At 62.7% G+C, this 17931-nt stretch carries 6 protein-coding genes, 1 pseudogene and 1 other annotated feature; all 7 genes and pseudogenes read right to left on the bottom strand.

Annotated elements, in window-relative coordinates; all coding sequences use genetic code 11:
* Positions 1 to 20: 20 nt before the first annotated feature.
* The 7 genes and pseudogenes from J2T07_RS12405 to J2T07_RS12375 all read right to left on the bottom strand — a co-directional run bounded on the left by J2T07_RS12405 (position 21) and on the right by J2T07_RS12375 (position 17912).
* Entirely contained in the window at positions 21 to 383 is a 363-nt protein-coding gene (locus tag J2T07_RS12405) for a response regulator (RefSeq protein ID WP_306850379.1), read from the bottom strand.
* Between the two features lie 10 nt (positions 384 to 393).
* Positions 394 to 711: an STAS domain-containing protein gene (locus J2T07_RS12400; RefSeq protein ID WP_306850378.1), complete on the bottom strand. Its 318-nt coding sequence runs from the start codon at positions 709 to 711 to the stop codon at positions 394 to 396.
* A gap of 1146 nt (positions 712 to 1857) precedes the next feature.
* Positions 1858 to 2319, bottom strand: a complete 462-nt coding sequence (locus tag J2T07_RS12395; RefSeq protein ID WP_306850377.1) for a hypothetical protein — start codon at positions 2317 to 2319, stop codon at positions 1858 to 1860.
* 4 nt (positions 2320 to 2323) lie between these two features.
* Positions 2324 to 4201 carry a hypothetical protein gene (locus J2T07_RS12390; RefSeq protein ID WP_306850376.1) on the bottom strand — a complete coding sequence of 626 codons (1878 nt, stop codon included), beginning with the start codon at positions 4199 to 4201 and terminating at the stop codon, positions 2324 to 2326.
* Positions 4137 to 5010, bottom strand: a pseudogene (locus J2T07_RS12385) (IS3 family transposase); the annotation flags it as partial. The pseudogene J2T07_RS12385 and the gene J2T07_RS12390, both read right to left, overlap by 65 nt.
* Positions 4619 to 4735 (bottom strand) — a sequence feature (AL1L pseudoknot). Its footprint overlaps the pseudogene before it by 117 nt.
* Positions 5011 to 5076: 66 nt before the next feature.
* Positions 5077 to 5421 (bottom strand): hypothetical protein, encoded by a 345-nt coding sequence (locus J2T07_RS12380; RefSeq protein WP_306850375.1) that lies wholly within the window; start codon positions 5419 to 5421, stop codon positions 5077 to 5079.
* A gap of 2 nt (positions 5422 to 5423) precedes the next feature.
* Positions 5424 to 17912 (bottom strand): hemagglutinin repeat-containing protein, encoded by a 12489-nt coding sequence (locus J2T07_RS12375; RefSeq protein WP_306850374.1) that lies wholly within the window; start codon positions 17910 to 17912, stop codon positions 5424 to 5426.
* Positions 17913 to 17931 lie beyond the last annotated feature (19 nt).

Raw genomic sequence — 17931 nt, 5'->3', positions numbered from 1 at the left:
CCGGAACGTCTTGGAACGGATTAACCGAGCACGCGGGCCACGGTGGCCAGCAGCTGGTCGGGATCGAACGGCTTCACCAGCCAGCCGGTGGCGCCGGCGGCCTTGCCTTCCATCTTCTTCTCGGGGTTGGATTCGGTGGTCAGCATGAGGATCGGCACGCCGCTGTAACCCGGACGCGTGCGGATCTCGCGAACCATCGTGATGCCGTCCATCACCGGCATGTTCACGTCGGCGAGGATCAGGTCGAACTTGTGGTTACCCGCCGAGTCCAGGGCCGCCTGGCCATTGTCGGCTTCTTCGACATCGTGACCGGCGCCACGCAGGGTGAAGGCGACCATGCTGCGCATGGAAGCCGAATCGTCTACCGCAAGAATCTTTGCCATGGGAGCACCTTCAGTTCACGCCGGCTTGGGCCGGCAGTTCAATCAAAGCATCGAGGCCGAGCGTGGACACGCCACGGCGGAGGGTGTCGCTGACCCCTGTCCAGGCCACGGGGACGCCCGCGGCACGCGCGTCGCGCGAGAAGGCCGCGAGCACCTGCAGGGCGGCGGTGTCCGTCTGGACCACGGCGGCCGCGTCGATCTCGACGGCCTGCCCCGCCGACAGGACGGCCAGCAGTGTCTCGCGCAAGGCCGGGGCGCTGCCGATGCGCAGGTCCGCCTCCAGCGTGAGCGGGGCGCGGGGCGTGTCTTTGGAGGATTTCTTCGCCATCGTCCGTACCGTTGGGACCCTTGGCGCGCATCGCCCGGGGGGTCGTTCGATGGGCTTATCGGCTGGGTGGGGGAAAGCTTTAGGGGAGCCGGGATCCCGTCGCGAGCAAACCGACCGAGATCACATTAGAAAGATTCAATGAGCTTGACGGGACACACCTCGTACGGAACTCCACCGGTAGCGAATAATTCTTCGAGAGCCACGTTAAGGCCTTGACCCCGATATCAGGGCCATCAGCCTGTAGAGATTTCGGCGTATAGCTTGCACTGAACCGTAGACTCGGCCAACCATGTAGAAAAATCCCGAGCGCGACCGCAACAAAACAACGATTGGCTGTCTGTAGTCCTCGGATGCAGTGCGATGGGGATGCGCGTTATTGAAGCATCGAGATTGTCGTAGAAGACCATCGCATGACTTCGACGAACTGCGACTGCTCTCACTTGCTCAGCGAGAAGCATCCGACCATCGCCATTTCCCAGACAAAGACGCACCGATTACCTTGCGTGCATGCAGTGATGGGAATCCGTCGTCGCCAGCGCCACCGTACTCTCCGGATGCAATTACCTGTGCCGAACCTTTTCGCGCACGCCCCCGGACCATAGATCTATATACGTGAATGACCCAAGGATACTTTCCATCGTCGACTCACCGACGACTTCAACGACACGAGTGGGAATTGATATCCCTAGCCTGCCATCCGGCATCGGAAACATCTCGCAAGTCACTCCGTGACTGGCTAGCGTCTCGGCTAGTTTACTCTCATCGCTGGCGTCGAAGACAAGTTGCATGCCCATCAGCGCTTGACCTCAATCGTGCAAATATCAGCGAGGGCAAGTTCTATGCGCTCGAGTGCACCGAGCCATAGCACCTGCCCACGTATGTCGTAAATAAGTCGGCAACGAGAAAGCGCCGACGGAAGTTCCCGTCGCGCGTGGAGTATGCGAGCCCGGTTGTAGTCGATGCTCCTGGCCACGTTCCCCTCCGTCTCCAAATTGTGATTGGCAACAAAGACGAATTCCCCTTGCTCTTCTCGTACAAACTCAGGTGTGATCATGCATCCCCGTCTTGGAGCAGTGCAGTGCGACAAAGCGACGTAATCGCGCGAAGTCAAGACCTTATCACGAGCCTCGGTATGATGATCCAGTCTTAGCTGGCAAATTTCTTCCAGAATGGTTCATCGCCAGCAGCTAATGAATCTACGAGGTCGAGTGATCTGGCCGTATCCTGAAGGTAGGCAGGCATATCGATCCGCGCGACACGCACCGGCTTTAGTATTCCCCAATTGGTATAGAAGTCTCGGCATGACGTTGCACACTCCTCGAATGCATTGAAATAGGCTTCAAATCCATCACTTTCGCCTGCACTCACGGCATGCGCACCGACCTGGCCGACAGCCCGTTTACGCAACTCGTTGCGGACGCACTTCATCAACGATACTGCATCGTCAACATCGTCCAACTTTACGTAGGTACGAAATATCTGATCATGAAGCAATTGTCCGCGTACGCTTCCAGCCGAGATATCTTTGACCACGACTGACAACTGATCCATCGACGCGACATCTCCTAGATCAAACATATAGCTGCCGCCAATAAAGCCCACTGTCATACGATCACCTCTTGAACTGAATGTCCTCGGGCTTTATCGCGCCGCCCGATTTGTCGACGATGGCCTTGATGATTCTCTGCGTCTGGCTCAAGTCAACGGTTTGACCGCGAACGTCGATAACAACCTTTTGTGTCATTCCTTGGGGAAGATTGTCGGCACGCTGCTTGGATTGCGTCGCAACACTATTCACGAGCCCCTGCTCATTATTCAGGATATTGTAGTTTTTCACTTCGACGCTGCAGGTATTACCGACGCACCAGTCCGGCCTGACGCTTCCCGGCGTCCCGTACTTCACTTCTTCGCCATCTTTATAGCTGACCTGCGGTCGCGCGTCGCCACCCAAGCCTTTCCCCACGTCAATTTCCGATTGCTTCGGGGTCGGACGACTTTCGATCGCCGCGATCCCATCTTCGGCTGATATGACCTTGTCGGTGAAGCCGTCAGATTGCTGGACAATCGACTTGGCCGTATCGCGAATCGCGCCGCCGATCACCGCAAGACCCGCGTCTACGGTAACGGACGCGATGGTGTTCGAAGCAGGATGCACAAGGCCCAGCTGCTCGGGAGTTTGCGCATCGAAGCCATACGTGCCGATCCATTGAGCAGCCGGATCGATCAGGTACTCCTGCTTTACGGCCTGAATCTGGCCTGTGATACCCGACTTGTCCAGCGCAAGTCCGAGACCGAACTTTGCAGGGCCAGCCGTGGCGACGGCTACCGCATACCCCAGGGCTTCTGCATTCTCTGGACCAATCCAGTTGACGACCTTCTCGACGCCCATTTCTCCGTTTGAAACGAGCCCAGTCAGTGCCACGCCAGCGGATTGCCGGATGCTTCCCTGGATTGCGTTCGAAGCCGTGTTCGGCGGAGGCGCGGAGCCGGAATCCGCGACCGCACCCGTAGCCGTGGTCGTGATGGGCCCGACGGTCACGGAACCGGCCACCTTCTCCATGACCTGTGCTTTCTGCGCGTCAGACAGGTCGTTGAACGATGCACCGTCGAACATGCGGTAAGAGGCCGCCTCCACCACCGCCAAACCGCTCAGATTCTCATCCACTCCTGGTGTGGACAAAGCGGCAGCCAACGCCACCGGATCAGCGCCGTTCTTGATGGCCTCGTTGAGGATACGCTCGCGCGTCGCCTTGACTGCCTCGTCACCACCCGTAGCGGATGCCAACTTGTCGGGATCCCACCGAATGAGCTGGGCGCGACCGTCACGATAGTCATAGTAGCCATAGGCCTGCGCGTTCCCAGCGGTTGCGGCTGCGGTCGAGCCACCACCGACGAGCGAACCCACTCCATATCCGAGACCGATGGCCGCAAGATTCATCAGGCCGCTCTTTTCGGCCACATCAGCATCAATACCGTTACGCTGGAGTCCAGCGCTTATCGCTGACAGGAATTTGTCGTCGGACAACGCCCCTACGGCTCCCCCGGCGACACTGCCACCTCCCATGTAGGCCGACACGGTCCCGACCAGGATGTCAGTCGCAATCTTGTAGGAGCCGCCATCACTCCAGTGACTCATGTCCGACATGGCGGCGTCCCGCATCGCCAAGGCGGCCGCCTGCTCTTCGTCCGTGGAGGCAGACTGGTAAGCGGCAGACGCCTGGTTCAACCGCTCGTTAGCCTCATCGCGCTGTTCCGTGACGATGCTTTTGGTTGCCGAATAACCGACCTGAGTCGCTACCTGGAAGAGCTCCTGCTGTTCCGCGAGCTTCTTCTCGTCGAACGGCTTAAGCCCTCCTGCATCGATATCTGGGTTGCGATCAAGCCCACCCAGGTCCGCGCCCGGCTGGTTCCGAACGTCGATGGATCCTTCGGCGATACCCGGCTGCGTAGTACTGCTCGAGTTCTTCGACTTGGGCCGTGCGCGATACACACCAATCAACGATTGCGGCGAGCGTAAACGTCGATGACGAAGGCCAAATAGACAAAGCCTTGCCAGGTTCAGGCGTAGGTGAAGTCACTCACCCACAGTGCATTAGGACGATCGGCGCGGAACTGCCGGTTCACCCGATCCAGCGGCGACGGCGCGCTCTTGTCGCTGAAGATGGTGCGCACCGGGCGACCGCGAACCACCCCACGTAGGCCAAGCCGCCGCATCAAGCGCTCAACCGTGCAGCGAGCCACGATGATGCCTTCGCGCCGCAACTGGCGCCACACATTGCGTACGCCATAGACCTGAAAATGCTCGACCCAGATCCGTTGAATCACCAGCAAAAGATCTTCATCCGGCGAGCGCGATGCGACGCCGGTCAGAGCGACCACGCTCTGCCACATGGCGATAGTACGTCGACGGAGCAATCGGCTGTACGCGGCAGATCGGCTCGACTCCGTAGGTGGCACGGTGATAGTCGATGAAGGCGATCATGGCTTGAACCGGCGGTCGAGTTCCGCCCGGGCAAAATACGCCGATGCCTTGCGCAGAATCTCGTTAGCCTGGCGCAGCTCACGATTTTCGCGCTCCAAAGCCTTGAGTCGATCGCTATCACTTGTGCTCAGACCGCCGCGCTTCCCTTCATCTACCTCGGCCTTTCGCAACCAGTTATGTAGCGTCTGCGGCGTGTAGCCCAGCTTGCCCGCAATCGACTGGATCGCCGCCCATTCCGAGGCGTGCTCAGGCAGGTGCTCCCGCACCATCCTGACCGCTCGCTCTCTCACTTCCGGGGAATATTTCGTCTTTGCCATGGCTCCATCCTCCCAAGATTGGGAGCCTCCGACAAAACCGGGGCGGTTCGGCCGAATTGCCGCCCCTCAAATTACCACGTGTACATCCCCATCCCGCTCAAGTATCAATCGGCTCAGACCAGATAACGATAACGCACCGATCCGGGTAGTTGCCTCGGCCAGAATGCCAGTCACTTCAACCATATCGAAGTACGATGCTGGTCCGCCTACCCAACCACCGACTTTCAAATCAAGAAGTTTTTCTAGGCCCGGAGAATAAATCTCCACCGTCGCACCTGCGTCAACTAACTCAACACTCGGGACAAGGACTGCCCGCGCACCGCGTATGAGAAGCGCAGCCCGCGTTGAAACGACTGTTCCTAGCAACAATTCAGCAGTATCTGAGAAAATATCAACTGAAGTTGGAATCATATCTACCTCGACGTATAAATAACTTCACCCGAGAACTTCTTAGCAAACTCATCAACAGGAGTGAAGTACTGACGACCAAGCGCCGGATCACGAATCGCAACTACCTGCTGACCACTACGCACAGTTATTCCATCTACGACGACGGCGTGACCTCCTCGATCAAGGCTCATTCTAACTATGGCAGGATTTCCGTTCGCAGTAGCGGCCGCGAGGTCTTCAACTGAAGCCCCCAGAACCCTCGTAGCCGTTAGGCCATTATTGTTAAGTGTTGCAGCCAAGCGGGGCATGGTCGTGCCCTGAGCGGTAACACCCGACTGATTGATTAATACACCAACATCGACGGATTTACCCGCACTATCCAACACCATGGCGCAGGAGGTTGGCCCGCACGTGGGCAAATTTCCTTGATTGAGCACTAAGCGATCACCACTCCGCGGCAAGCTCGTACTCGCGGGATTCCCGGGCTCCAAATTCGCTACATTTGCCGCAGGTGGATCACTCACTGCCTTGGCCGGAGCAAGCCCCGTCTTTAACGCAACACCTAGAAGAACCGTATCCGTTATATCTTTCGCGAACGCTGCATTCTGAGCAGAAAGCCCGGCACTCCGCCAAACCAACTCCTCTGTGGACGGTGTTGCGTTGCCGGTCCACCATTGGCTTGCCCCAGCGGCCAGGGTATCCGCTTGCTTCGCCACACCAATTGTTGCTGTGCTACATGCACCAGGCAGAGCTTGGCACAACTTAGCGGACGCGTATGCATTGATAAACCCTTGGGACGCCCTTTCGAGGCCTTCCACACGAGTTGTGCCATGCACATCAGACCACGCATCCGACCAGGCATCTCCGAAGTCATAACCGAACATGCCCGTTGCCTTGAGCTGGCCGGCTATCTCCTGCTTCTTCTCATCGGACATACCCGAAAGGACGCCGTTGTACTGATCGAGCAGCGCTTGCCCAGCGGACGTGAACTTCGGCCCGCCAGTGGTCAACCCATCGGCCAGCGATTGTGTCTCTGTTAGTCCTCGTCCGTTTAGGCAATTAACGATCGCACACGCGACTGCTTGTACTTCGTCCTCGCTGTACCCCTTGCTAGCAGCGAGACTGACGATCGCCGCTTGTTCATTGACGTGCAGCGCCCGGTTGTACTGAGCTCCGTTGGCCGCACCCGCGGCGCCCGAGCCGCCACCGGCACTCGCACCGATGGCAGTACTCGCAAGTTCCATCAAAGCACGACCTTCAGGAAGATTCGGGTCGATGTGGTGGTCAACCAGGTATTGGGCCATGGCTTGCGAGGCGGCCTCACTGGTGCCTGCACCCAAGGCCCCGCCCATGGCGTTTCCGTCACCAAGCGCTGCGCTCGCTGCGCCGACAAGACCGTGCAGAAGCACCTTGTTCTGACCACCATCCGCCCATTTGACCTGTTCCTCAGGCGTAGAGGCGTGGGTATACATGTACTCCGACACGTCACCTACCGCTGTCATTCCAACCTGTCCCGCCAGATTGCCCAGCTCCTGCCGCTCCCTGACTTTCTTCTCGTCGAAAATGGCCTTGAGAGCTTGATCGTCCAGCGTTCCATCGCGTTTCAGACCCGACAGATCGGTGTCGCCGTTGCGCACAACGATCGTGCCATTCGCGACACTGGACTCGGTGTCGCTGCTGCTCTTTTCATGCTGCGGCACGGAGAGGCTCGGCGAGAATCCACCGGTTCCACCGCCAATGCCGAAACTGCTGGCGCTATAGCTCGCCTCGTTGTGGATGCTCTCCCAAGTAAGGGAACCGGTGTTCAACGAGTTCTTGCCGCTATCCGCAGTGCTGGCAATCACGCCGCCTACGAGGTGAGTATCGCCTCCCACCGTGAGATCGAAGCCGCCGTCACCGGCAGCGATCCCGCTAACCTCGTTGACGCTCTTGTAGTGGCTGTTCGTCTTACTTTGGCTATAGCTTCCACCGCCACCATAACCGAAGGTTACGGATGCGCTCGCTTGCTGTTGCTTGGCCGCGTAATCGTCGGTGTCCTGTTCGCTCTGAATCAACAGATTGCCACCGATCTTTCCGACGATCGTGTCGCCGGTGAGTTGGGCTCCCTTGATGGTCATGTCGTTGCCAGAGACGATGGTGAGCTTGTCGGTCGCGTTGACGACGGTTTCCCCGTGGGTCTCGCCATTGCCGACCGCCTTCCCCTTGCCCACCGAGGCGGACACATATATGCCCGTTTGGGAGCCGATCGAAAAACCAATCTCACCACTGCCATTGCGATTGGTGCTCTTGCTGGAATGATCTTCCAGCTGGCTAAGCAGATTGAGGTTATTGGTCGCAGCAAGTGCGACGTTGCCGCCGTCAATCTGGCTGCCCACTACATTGAGGTCGCCACCCGTCGCGGCTATGGTTACGTCGCCATTGCTGCGGATATGGCTTCCGTAGGTAGCCTCCTCGTGGGTCTTCGTTTCGCTGCTGGCGCTACTGGCACCGATCCCGATACGTAGGGAAATCCCGGTCGTCTGCCCCGCCGCCTGCGCCCCGCTCGCACCGCCGCCGGCGTTGGTATAGGCGCTCCCCGCATTGCCCAGGGATCCAACGGCATCCATACCGTCCCCATTGATGCCCATGCCCCGACCCGCGCCGTCCGAGAATAAACTCTGCGCAGCCTGCGCTGCGTAGAGGGCCTTCAGTCGATTGTCGTCCGCGGAGCCTGCCGCCTTGGCGGAACCATAAGCACCTTCCACGGCGCTGATGGCGCCGCCAGTCAGGCCAAGCGTGATGCCCGCAGTCTGTTTCTTATAAGTCTGCCGGCTGTCCGTATCGGCGACGGCGGCATCGATCGTCACGTCCTTGCCTACAATCGTCGTGCCTTCCTTACTGAGCACGTCGCTGCCCGTGATATGCACGGTATTGCCGGCGGTAAGGGTGACTTTACCGTCGGTACTGCCGACGACGCTCCCGGTGGGCGTGTAGTCGGTCTGCTCGTAACCCTTTTGCTCCTTCGACGCGCCGATCATGATGCTGAACCCACCGCCCGACATGAGGCCGGACTTCTTGACCGTCTTGTCGTGGGTCTCGCTATGCGATGAATCCGCCGTTCCAATGGTCAGGTTGTTGCCAGCCGCCATCGTAAGAGCGTCGGTTGCCGCGATCTGAGCGCCGTGCGCGGTGATGTCGTGACCGGCGGCAACGGTGACCGAGTCGCCGCTAAGCAGCGTCCCTACAGCGATATTGTCTTCGGTCGCGTCGTAAGTGGTCGTCGTCTTACCGGAGAGGAAGCCCGACTTTTTCTTTTTCGTCTGCTGCTCCCACGTATGCGTTTCCGTCCCCGCTTCCAGGTTCACGTCGTTCTTTGCAGCGAGGGCGACACCGCCGGTATCGGTGGTGATCGAGGCTGCCGTCGCGTTCAGATCGTGACCCGCCGCCATCTGCACGCCGGTGCCTGCGTCCACCGCTGCCCCATGGAGGGTTTCGTCCGTGGTGGTCTCGGTAATCCGCTTCTTTCCTTCCTTCCAACTCTTCGTGCTCGTGGTGCTGTCCGTGACCGTACTCAGATTCAGGTCGTTTCCGGCCTGAAGAGCAGCCGAACCCGCCGTCTTTATCTGCGATCCTTCGAGCAGTACGTCGTTGCCGGCGGCGACGGCGACGTTACCGCCTGCGCCCAAGGTAGTAACGTCATGGGTAACCTTGCCGGACGTACCATTGGCGGTCGCCGTCAACGACAGGTCGTGACCCGCGATCAGACCCATGTCGCCGCCAGCTTTCAGTTCGCCCGCCTGCACGGCAAGGTCATGGCCCGCCTGCAACGAGAGCGTGCCACCAGCATCGATCGAACCGCCGGTTGTTTGCGTCTTCCAGCGCGTACCGCTCTGCACGGCGCCTAGCGTCAGGTCATTGCCCGCCTGAAGCACCGCGTTGCCGCCCGCTTTCAACGTGGTGGCGGACAAGCTCAAATCATTACCCGCAACCAGCGAAAGATCCTTCCCCGCACTCAGCGTGAGGCCCTCCGCCTGCGTCCCGGTAAGCGTGCTGCTCCACGCATAGGGATGGGTCGTGGTCACCGTCGACTCCAACGACAGGTTATTCCCCGCCCCCAGCGCCAGACTGCCGCCAGCCGATACCCCCTGCCCGCTCAACGTCAGATCGTGCCCCGCCGTAAGCAAGGCGTCACCACCCGCCGTGACCTTCGTATGGTCGAGCGACAGATTGTTGCCCGCGCTGATCTGCAGACCTTGCGTCGCGGTGATGCTCGCCCCATCCATGCCACGACCGGCCAGCCCACCCACGTTCTCCGAACGAATATCGCCGCCGGCGATCAGGCTGACACCCGCGCCATCGATGCGTCCATTGATGTTCGTGATGTTTCCGGTGGTGTTGATCGCCGTAAGGCCGTCGCTGGAGATGCGCCCCGTGTTGAGCAGGTCCTGCGCGGTGAGCAGCGTGCTGTTCTGGCCCTTGATCAGGCCGTCGTTCGACAGCTTGCCCGATGCATCGATGCTCACGTCCTTGCCGGCGATCACCGCGCCCTGGGCGGTCAGCCCAAGGCTTCCGCTCGCCAGGTACACCACCGGCACCAGCACTTCGTGGCCATCCACGTTCTGCTGCACCATCCAGACGATGTCCTGGGTGAGCGCGCTGACCTGGTCGGCGGTAAGGGCCACGCCCACGCTCAGGTTCATGGCCTGCGCGACGTGCGTGGCGTTGTTCATCAGCGACTGGTATTCCTCCAGGCCGCTGGAGTAGTCGGACAGGTAGGTGCGGCCGGTCAGCTGGGTCACCTGCTGGGTGACGAGCTGCTGCTCGTAGAAGCCATTGCCGAGGCGCATCATCGTGCGCGCCGGATCGACGCCCAGCTTGTCCAGCAGGTAATCGCTACTGATGAACTGGCTGTAGTCGATGAAGCGGGAGTTGGTCTCGATCAGGTAGTTGCCGCTCGGCGGATGACCGAGCAACGCCGTGAGATACGCGTTGCCGAGCAAGCCGACGTTACGCGCGGATGCACCATTGGCCAGGGCCGAAAGCGAGTCCGCGGCCACATTGCCCACCGCGCTACGCTCGCCCGCCGAGGCCGCGGTGATCTGGCCGCCCGTGGAAGGTCCATCCACCGCGACGCTTTCGCCTGCGCCGCCACCGCGGACGCTATAGATGCCACCCGTCGGCAAGGTCACGCCAGCCAGGGGCTGACCCGCGCCGCCCAGCACCTGCGGGGCGTGTCCGGTGGCCGGGTCGACCTGCGCGCCGACAGGCAGGCCTGCCGCGCCTTGTGCATTGCCCTTGTTCACGGATGCCAGGCCGATGGCCTGCGCGTTCGGATCGAGGCGCGTGTTGCCGACTGGACGCCCATCCGGCGTGACGCCGCCGTTGGATACATTCAGCCCGCCGATGGCGACACCCGCGGCGCCCGACATCACCGCGCCAAGCGCGGTGTAGTTGTCGTGGATGTAAGTCGAGGGATCGGTGTTCGGGCGCCGCGTATACGATTCCGTGTCGCCGCCCGCGTTGTCGCACAGACTCTGGTCCGTACCGCAGCCGATATGATGGGTGACGGCGACGGTCTGAATGGTACGGCCCGCGGCCAGCGACTGGTTGGCGACGTTCTCGTTGCCGAACACCATGCCCGTACCGCCGCCCGCTCCCTGCTGGTTCGCGGCGAGGAAGCCATTCGCGGCGATGGTCGAGGTGCTGTTGGTCACCGAACCATACAGCGAGATATTGCCGCCCGCGACGATCTGCGATTGCGCACTGGCCGCATTCACCACCGTCTCGTCGAGGGTGTGGTATTCGGTCCAGGTTTCGTACTCCTGCACCTTGTTGATCGCGTACTTGTAATCCGAACGCGGCAACGGCTGCGACGCAGCCGATTCCTCGGCGGTCAACACGTGGCTGGTCGTGTTCAGTACGCGGCGCACGTTGTTGATCTGGTTCGCCGCCAGCAAGATGCTTCTCTGCGCCTGGATCGACCCGGAGAGGTTGTCGATCTGCCCTGCGCGCGTGTCGAACAGCCCTTGTCCGTTGCGCGCCGCGCCGGCCACGTTGATGTTTCCGAGGCTGAAGATCTGCGCGTCGCGGTTGAGCAGGTAATTGGTATAGATGTCGACGTTGTTCGTCGCGGCGATCGTGCCGCTCTGGTAGGCCGCGTTACCGGTGGCCTGGCCGAAGTCGGTGCCGTTGATCACGGTTCCGGCCTGGATGGTCACGTTGGTACCCATGATGCTGCCGGTGTTGTTCACCGTGCCGGCATGCAAGCCAACCGTATTGCCCTGGATACTGCCCGCGTTGGTGATCGTCCCACCCGTGTCGAGTTGGGTGTTGGCCGAATTGAGCAACGCGCCCGCGTTGTTGGTGATATTGGCCGCGCTGATCGTCAGGCCGTTCACCGCCTGGATGCTGCCGTTGTTGACGAACTGCCCGTCCACGGCGAGGCTGAAGCCGCCATTGGCCTTGATGCTCGAGCCCGCCGCCTGGACGTAGTCACCCACGAGGTGCATGCCCAGCGTGTTGTTGGCGACGATGGCGCCTTGGCCGACGAGGTTGCGGATGTCGAGCACGACATTGCCGACACCAGCCACGCCGTCGATGCCTGCCTGCACGGTGCCGCCGCTGTTGTTCAGGCTGGCGAGCGTGAGGTTGAGCTGCCGCCCCGCCGTGATCTTGCCGCCGGCATTGATGGCCGACGCGCCGGCATTGACGAAGTTGAACGTGTTACCGGCATAGACCGTGCCATTGCTGTTATCCAGCTGGCCGGTGCCGAGGGTCATGTTGCCTGCGGCGACCAGCGTTCCACCCTGCGCATTCGAGACCGATGTACCCGAGAGGTTTACATCTCCCTGCCCACCCAGCGTGCCGCCGCGGTTGTCGATACCGCCGCCCGATGTGACCTGGGTTAGCGCGGCGCTGGCATTGGCGATGCGACCACCGATGTTTGAGATCGACGCCGAGCTCAGCGTCGTCGCGCCGTTGGCCTCGATGCTGCCCGCGTTGTTATTGAGGCCATTGGTGGCACGCAAGTCGATGGCACCACGGCTTTGCAGGTGGCCGCCGGTGTTGGTCAGCGTATCCGTGGCCTGTACGTTGAGCTGGCCTCCGGAGATGACGCCGGCGTTGTTCACTCGCGCCGCATTGAGCTTGGCCAGCGTTGCCGCTGCGATGGTGCCGCTGCCGTTGTCGAGGGTGCCACCGACGCCGAGCGTGACAGCGCCGGGTGCGGACTGGATGGTGCCACCCGCATTGGCGAGGCTCGCCGCGGCGAGGGAAAGGTCGCCCGCCGTCGCCTGAAGCAACCCGCCCGCGTTGTTCACGCCATTGGCGACCGTCACGCCGAGCGTATTGCCCGAGATCGCGCCATTCGCGGTATTGCTCAGCGAAGCGGCGCCAACGGTCGTGTTGCCATGCGCGTTGATCAGGCCACCATCGTTGGCGATACCCGTCCCCGCCGTGACGCGCGTGGCGCCGTTGCCCGCAAGAGTGCCTTGGCGGTTGTCGATGTCCTGGTCGGCTTTCACGTCGAGCAGGCCATTGCCTGCCAACTGGATACTGCCGCCGTTGTTGACCACCCGCGCGCCATGCACCGCCAGGTCGCTGCCGTTGGTGGCGATGGTGCCGCCGCTGTTGTCCAGCGTTCCGCTGGTGTCGAGTGTCCAGGCCGACGTTCCGGTCTGCAACAACCGGCCGCGACCATTGTCGATCGAGGCGGCGTTGAGCAGCAGCGCGTTCGCCTGCATGCGTGCGTCGTGGCCGTCCACACCGCGGTTCACCAGTGCGCCGCTGGCCTGGGCTGTGAGCACACCACCCACGGCGAGATCACCGGCCGTGTGGTCGATATTCCCCGCGCGGGCGACCAACGTCGCATCGCCGCCGGCACGCTGTGTGCCGTAGGACATGTCGATCGTGCTCGCCGCCGCATCCAGCGCATGGCCTGCGAGCAGGTTGCCATGTGCGGTCAGCGCCGAATCCGCCGACACATGCAGGTCGCCCACGGTGGCCAGCGTACCGTCGTCCTTCACACCAGCCGCCAGCACGCCGGAGGCATCGACGCTGCCGCCGTGCACGGTCAGGTCACCCGACGACAGCGTACGGCCGTCGTTCTTCACGGCGAAGCCGTCGAGCGCGATGGTGCCGGCGGAGAGCGTACCCGCCTGGCTCAGGGTGGCTCCACTGGTGAACGACGCGGTCCGTGCGGAGATGTCGCCCTTGGTTTCAAGGTCGCCGTCCGCATGCAAGGTGAGGTCGGTGGCGGCAAGCTGACCGCTTTGCCGGATAGCACCCGTGGCGGCCCCGTCGAGGCTCGCGGCCGACGCCACGGTGCCACCCAGGACGAGATCGCCCTGCCGGGCCTGCAAGGTCATCCCGCCCTGCTGTGTGCCCAGCGTGCCTGTGCTGGTGACGCTACCGCCTTTCACATCGAGCGATGTCGTGGCGACGAGCTTGCCGGCGTTAACGACCGCACCCGCCGCATCGACGGTTACGTCGGCCGCGCCGGAGAGTTCCGCGGAAGCGCCCTGCGTGAAGCTGGCGGCGCCGAGCGTGACCTCCCCACCCGCGTAAGCGGTGCCCAGATTGCTCAGCGCGTTCGTCGCGTGCAGGTCGAGGCTGCCATCGGTCGAAATGGCGCCGGTATTGCCCATGCTCCCCGCCGTGACCGACAAGGCGTTCGATGCCAGCAATTGGCCTGCGTTGTTCACGGCACCCGTCGTGTCGATCCCGAGCATGCCGCCTGCCTGGGTCGTGCCCGACAGGCCGATGTCGCCTTGCGTCGCCAGCGTCAGGTTCCGGGCACTCGCCAACGTACCCGTGCTGTCGATAGCCTTCGCCGTGATCGACAGGTCACCGTTGGTCTGCAGCTTCCCGTTGGCGTCCTGCGTCAAGGCGCCGCCGCTCTGAACCGTGAGCCCTTGTTCGGATGCGAGGCTGCCGCGGTTGTCCACGTTCCCGGCCGAATGCACGTCGAGCACGCCCGTCGTGTAGACACTTCCCGTGCTGTGCAGGTCGCCCCCTGCATCCACGGCAAACGCACCCGTCAGGGAGGTATCGCCTCCGAGTGCCATGTCGCCCGCCGACACGAGTTTCGTGTCGCCGGCGCTCATCGAACCGGACTGAACGAGGCCACCTGCCGACGCCGCATCCAATCGCCCCCCGGAGACGGTCTTGCCGCTCAGCGAGAGATCACCTTGGGTGGTGACGAGCGAGACATCGCCGGCGGTGCTGCCAAGCTGCCCTGTACTGTTCAGGCTACCGGCCTGGATATCCAGACCATGACCGCCGACGATGGCACCGGCGCTATCGACCGCCCCAGCGACAGCCAGCGTCAAGGCACCATCGGCATTGACCTGACCGTCCGCGGTCTGGCTGAAGCTTGCGGCATCCAAGGCCAACACATCGCCCGCATAGAGCAACCCGGCACTGGCGATGTCTTGCGACACGGTAAGCGCGAGATCGTGTCCCGCACTGAGCGCCGAGCCCTTCGTACTATCGAGACGCGCAGCATGAACGGCGACGTCGCGCGCGGCGACGACCGTCGCGGCCTGTGACAACGTATCGGCGATGTCCGCGCGCACGTCGCGGGCGGCCTGCACGCGGCCTCCGAGTGAAGCCGTGCCAGCCTTGAGGATCAGGTCGTTGCCCGCATCCAGCGTACCCACCGTCGTGACGTTCGCCGCGTCGAGCGAGAGATCACCACCGGCGTGGGTCGTGCCGACCTGGTCGATGCTCGACGCCAGCAGGGTCAATGCGCCATCGGCGTAGACATCGCCATGGAGCGCCATCGACTGCGCGGCGTCGAACACTGCATTGCCCGATGCATAGATCGAACCGGCGAGCGTCAGCGACTGCGCGGAGGCCACATCGATAGCAGCGGCGGTGAGCCTGCCGTCAATCAACATGTCGCCCGCCGAGCGGGCATGGAAGACGGACGCCGCCGAGGCCGCGCCGCCAAGATGCAGATCACCTGCCGTGGTCAGCGTTGCCGAACCCGCTGTGCTTCCGAGTGAGCCTCGGGAATCGATGCGCGCCGCATCGATGATCAGGGCCTGGCCACCGACGACGCTTCCCGCGTTGTCGAGGGTATCGCGCAGATGAAGCGCCGCGGCACCGGCGGCACTGGCGGAGCCCTCCCCGCCGACGGACATGGTGTTGGCAGTCAGGTCGAGCGTGCCGCCCGCATACAGCTTCCCAGCGTTGTCGACGTGAGCGTCCACGGATAGGTTCAGATCGCGGGTAGCGGACAACTCGCCGGTGTTCGCCAACGCACCACCGCGAACGACCACATCGCGCCCTGCGACCACCGTGGCGGCATTGACCAGCGTGCCCGGCGTGGACAGCGAAACGTCCCGGCCTGCTTGCAGGTTGCCCGCGAGACGGAGCGACTCCGCGTCGATGGCGACATCGCCGCCCGCATCGATCTGCTTCGAACTTTCCACAGAAACGGCGTGCAAACCGAGGTCGGTACCCGCGTGCAACGTGCCGGTGTTGCCCACGGCACCATCCGCGCCCAACGTGAGCCTACCATCGGCGTAAAGCGAACCCGCGTTGGCGAGGTCGCGCACCGTATGCACCTGCGCATCGCCGCGCGCATAGGTTTCGCCGCTGTTATCGAGTGAACCGACGTCGGCGTCGAGATCACCCGTCGTGAGTTGACCCTGCTGGCGAACCGCACCCGGTGTCCGCAGGCTCAGCGTGCCCCCCACGACCGTGTTACCCGCCAGGGTGACATCCGTGGCACTGGCCAGCGATGCGTCGCCCTGTCGCGTGCCGAGTTCCCCGTGGCTGGTAATCGCGTGCGCGGTCAAAGACAAGCCATCGCCACCGACAAGGCTGCCACCGTTGTCCACGTCGCCGGCCACGACGATACGTGCGCCATGCACACCGTAGAGCTGCCCCGTCACGCCCTGTGCCAGCGATGCCGCATTCACGAGCACGCCACCGGCTGCGTACAGCGTGCCCTGGTTGAAGAACGCGCCCGCCGCATTCACCGCCAGGTCGCCACCCGCGGAGACGATCGCCGCGGACTGGTTGGTGAGGTTCGCCGCCTGCAGGTCGAGCCGGCCTCCCGACACGATGACCGCGCCGTTGTTCAATTGGCCAGTCGTACGCACGGCCACGTCGCCACCGCCTTGCACGGCACCTTGCAGGCTGACGTCGCCACGACTCGACAGGGCCAACGCGCCACCGGCATCGACGATACCGCTGCTGTTCACCGTGCCCGCATCCAGGGCAAGTCCGTTACCCGCATGCAGCGTGCTCGCCGCAGTGGTCTCGAGGAGGCCAGCTACCGCGACGCTACCGCCACCCAGGCCATAGAGGGTGCCAGCGTTACGCAGATTACCCGCGCGAAGGTCGAACGACCCGTCGCTGTAGATCAGCCCGGTGTTGCGCAGTTCCTGTGCCGCATACACGGCCAGGTTGCCGCCTGCGCTCAATCGACCCGATACGTCGGCATCCCCGGCGACATTTACAGCCACTCCACCGCCCGCGATGACACGGCCCGGCACCGCGAGGGAGCCGCGGGCGGTCAACGAGACGTTGCCATTCTGCGTGCCGAACGTGCCTTCCACGGTCACCGGACCCGTGGCGTCGAGGGACGCGTTGCCCAGCGCCACCGTCGTGCCACCGATTCGCACTTCGCCTGCGCTGCTCAGGGTGAGGTCACCCGCTTGGGCCGCGATGGCGCCGCTGCTGACCACGCCGACGCCCGCCTCGGTACCGACGAGGCGAATCTTCTCCGCATACATGCCACCGAGCGCGGCGACGTCGATGGCGACGGCCGGACGAGCCGCGTCGGCCGTCATGGCACGTACGCCCGCGTCGGCATAGTTCGCGTCGTTGACACCACTGACGACGTTGAGGTCCTTCGCCCAGAGGTTGCCATTCACCTGCACCGCGCGAGCGATGAGGTCGGTGCGATCCACCACCGAACCATCGAGGCCGCCGCTGCCGATGGCGATGCTGCCGCCGGTGACATGGAAGGCGTCGAGGCTGCCGCTGCCGCCGAACACGGGCGTGCCCGTGGTGAGCGTGAAACGCTGGCTGTTGATGACGCCGCAGCCGTCGCAGGTGATGCCGTACGGGTTGGCTATCACCACCGGGGCCGCCTTGCCGCCTACTTCGATATAGCCACGCAGGCTGCTCGGGAGCGTCGAGGTCACCTCGTTGAGGATCAGCGAGGCCTCGCCGCCCTTGAGGTTGTCGTTACCGGCGACGTAGCCACCGAGCTGGGTGCGGACGATGTTCGCACTGTTGTTGAGGATCACGCCGCGCTGGTCGACATCGAAGCGCTGGTACTTGTTGTGCGATACACCCTTCGCATTCGGGGCGACGATATTGACCACGGGCACGCCGTTCGCCGCCGAATCCATCGTCGGCCGGTGCGCGCCCGCCGCGGCGTCAGGCACCTGCTGCGCCCACGACACGATGGGTATGCCCAATGTTGCAAGGGCTATCGCGAGCGCGAGCGTGCGCACCACGGAGATTGCCACTTCGCCCTGCTGGCGCATCATCGTTTCCTTGATCGTCTTCATGACCCATGCCCCTTGTCGG

The organism is Luteibacter jiangsuensis, from assembly GCF_030812295.1.
Classification (GTDB): domain Bacteria; phylum Pseudomonadota; class Gammaproteobacteria; order Xanthomonadales; family Rhodanobacteraceae; genus Luteibacter; species Luteibacter jiangsuensis_A.
Note: the sequence above shows the minus strand (reverse complement) of the source record. Positions and strands in the feature narration are given on the sequence as shown.

Coding starts and splice junctions, on each gene's coding strand:
- J2T07_RS12405 (WP_306850379.1), bottom strand. CDS start 383: ATGGCAAAGATTCTTGCGGTAGACGATTCGGCTTCCATGCGCAGCATG.
- J2T07_RS12400 (WP_306850378.1), bottom strand. CDS start 711: ATGGCGAAGAAATCCTCCAAAGACACGCCCCGCGCCCCGCTCACGCTG.
- J2T07_RS12395 (WP_306850377.1), bottom strand. CDS start 2,319: ATGACAGTGGGCTTTATTGGCGGCAGCTATATGTTTGATCTAGGAGAT.
- J2T07_RS12380 (WP_306850375.1), bottom strand. CDS start 5,421: ATGATTCCAACTTCAGTTGATATTTTCTCAGATACTGCTGAATTGTTG.
- J2T07_RS12375 (WP_306850374.1), bottom strand. CDS start 17,912: ATGAAGACGATCAAGGAAACGATGATGCGCCAGCAGGGCGAAGTGGCA.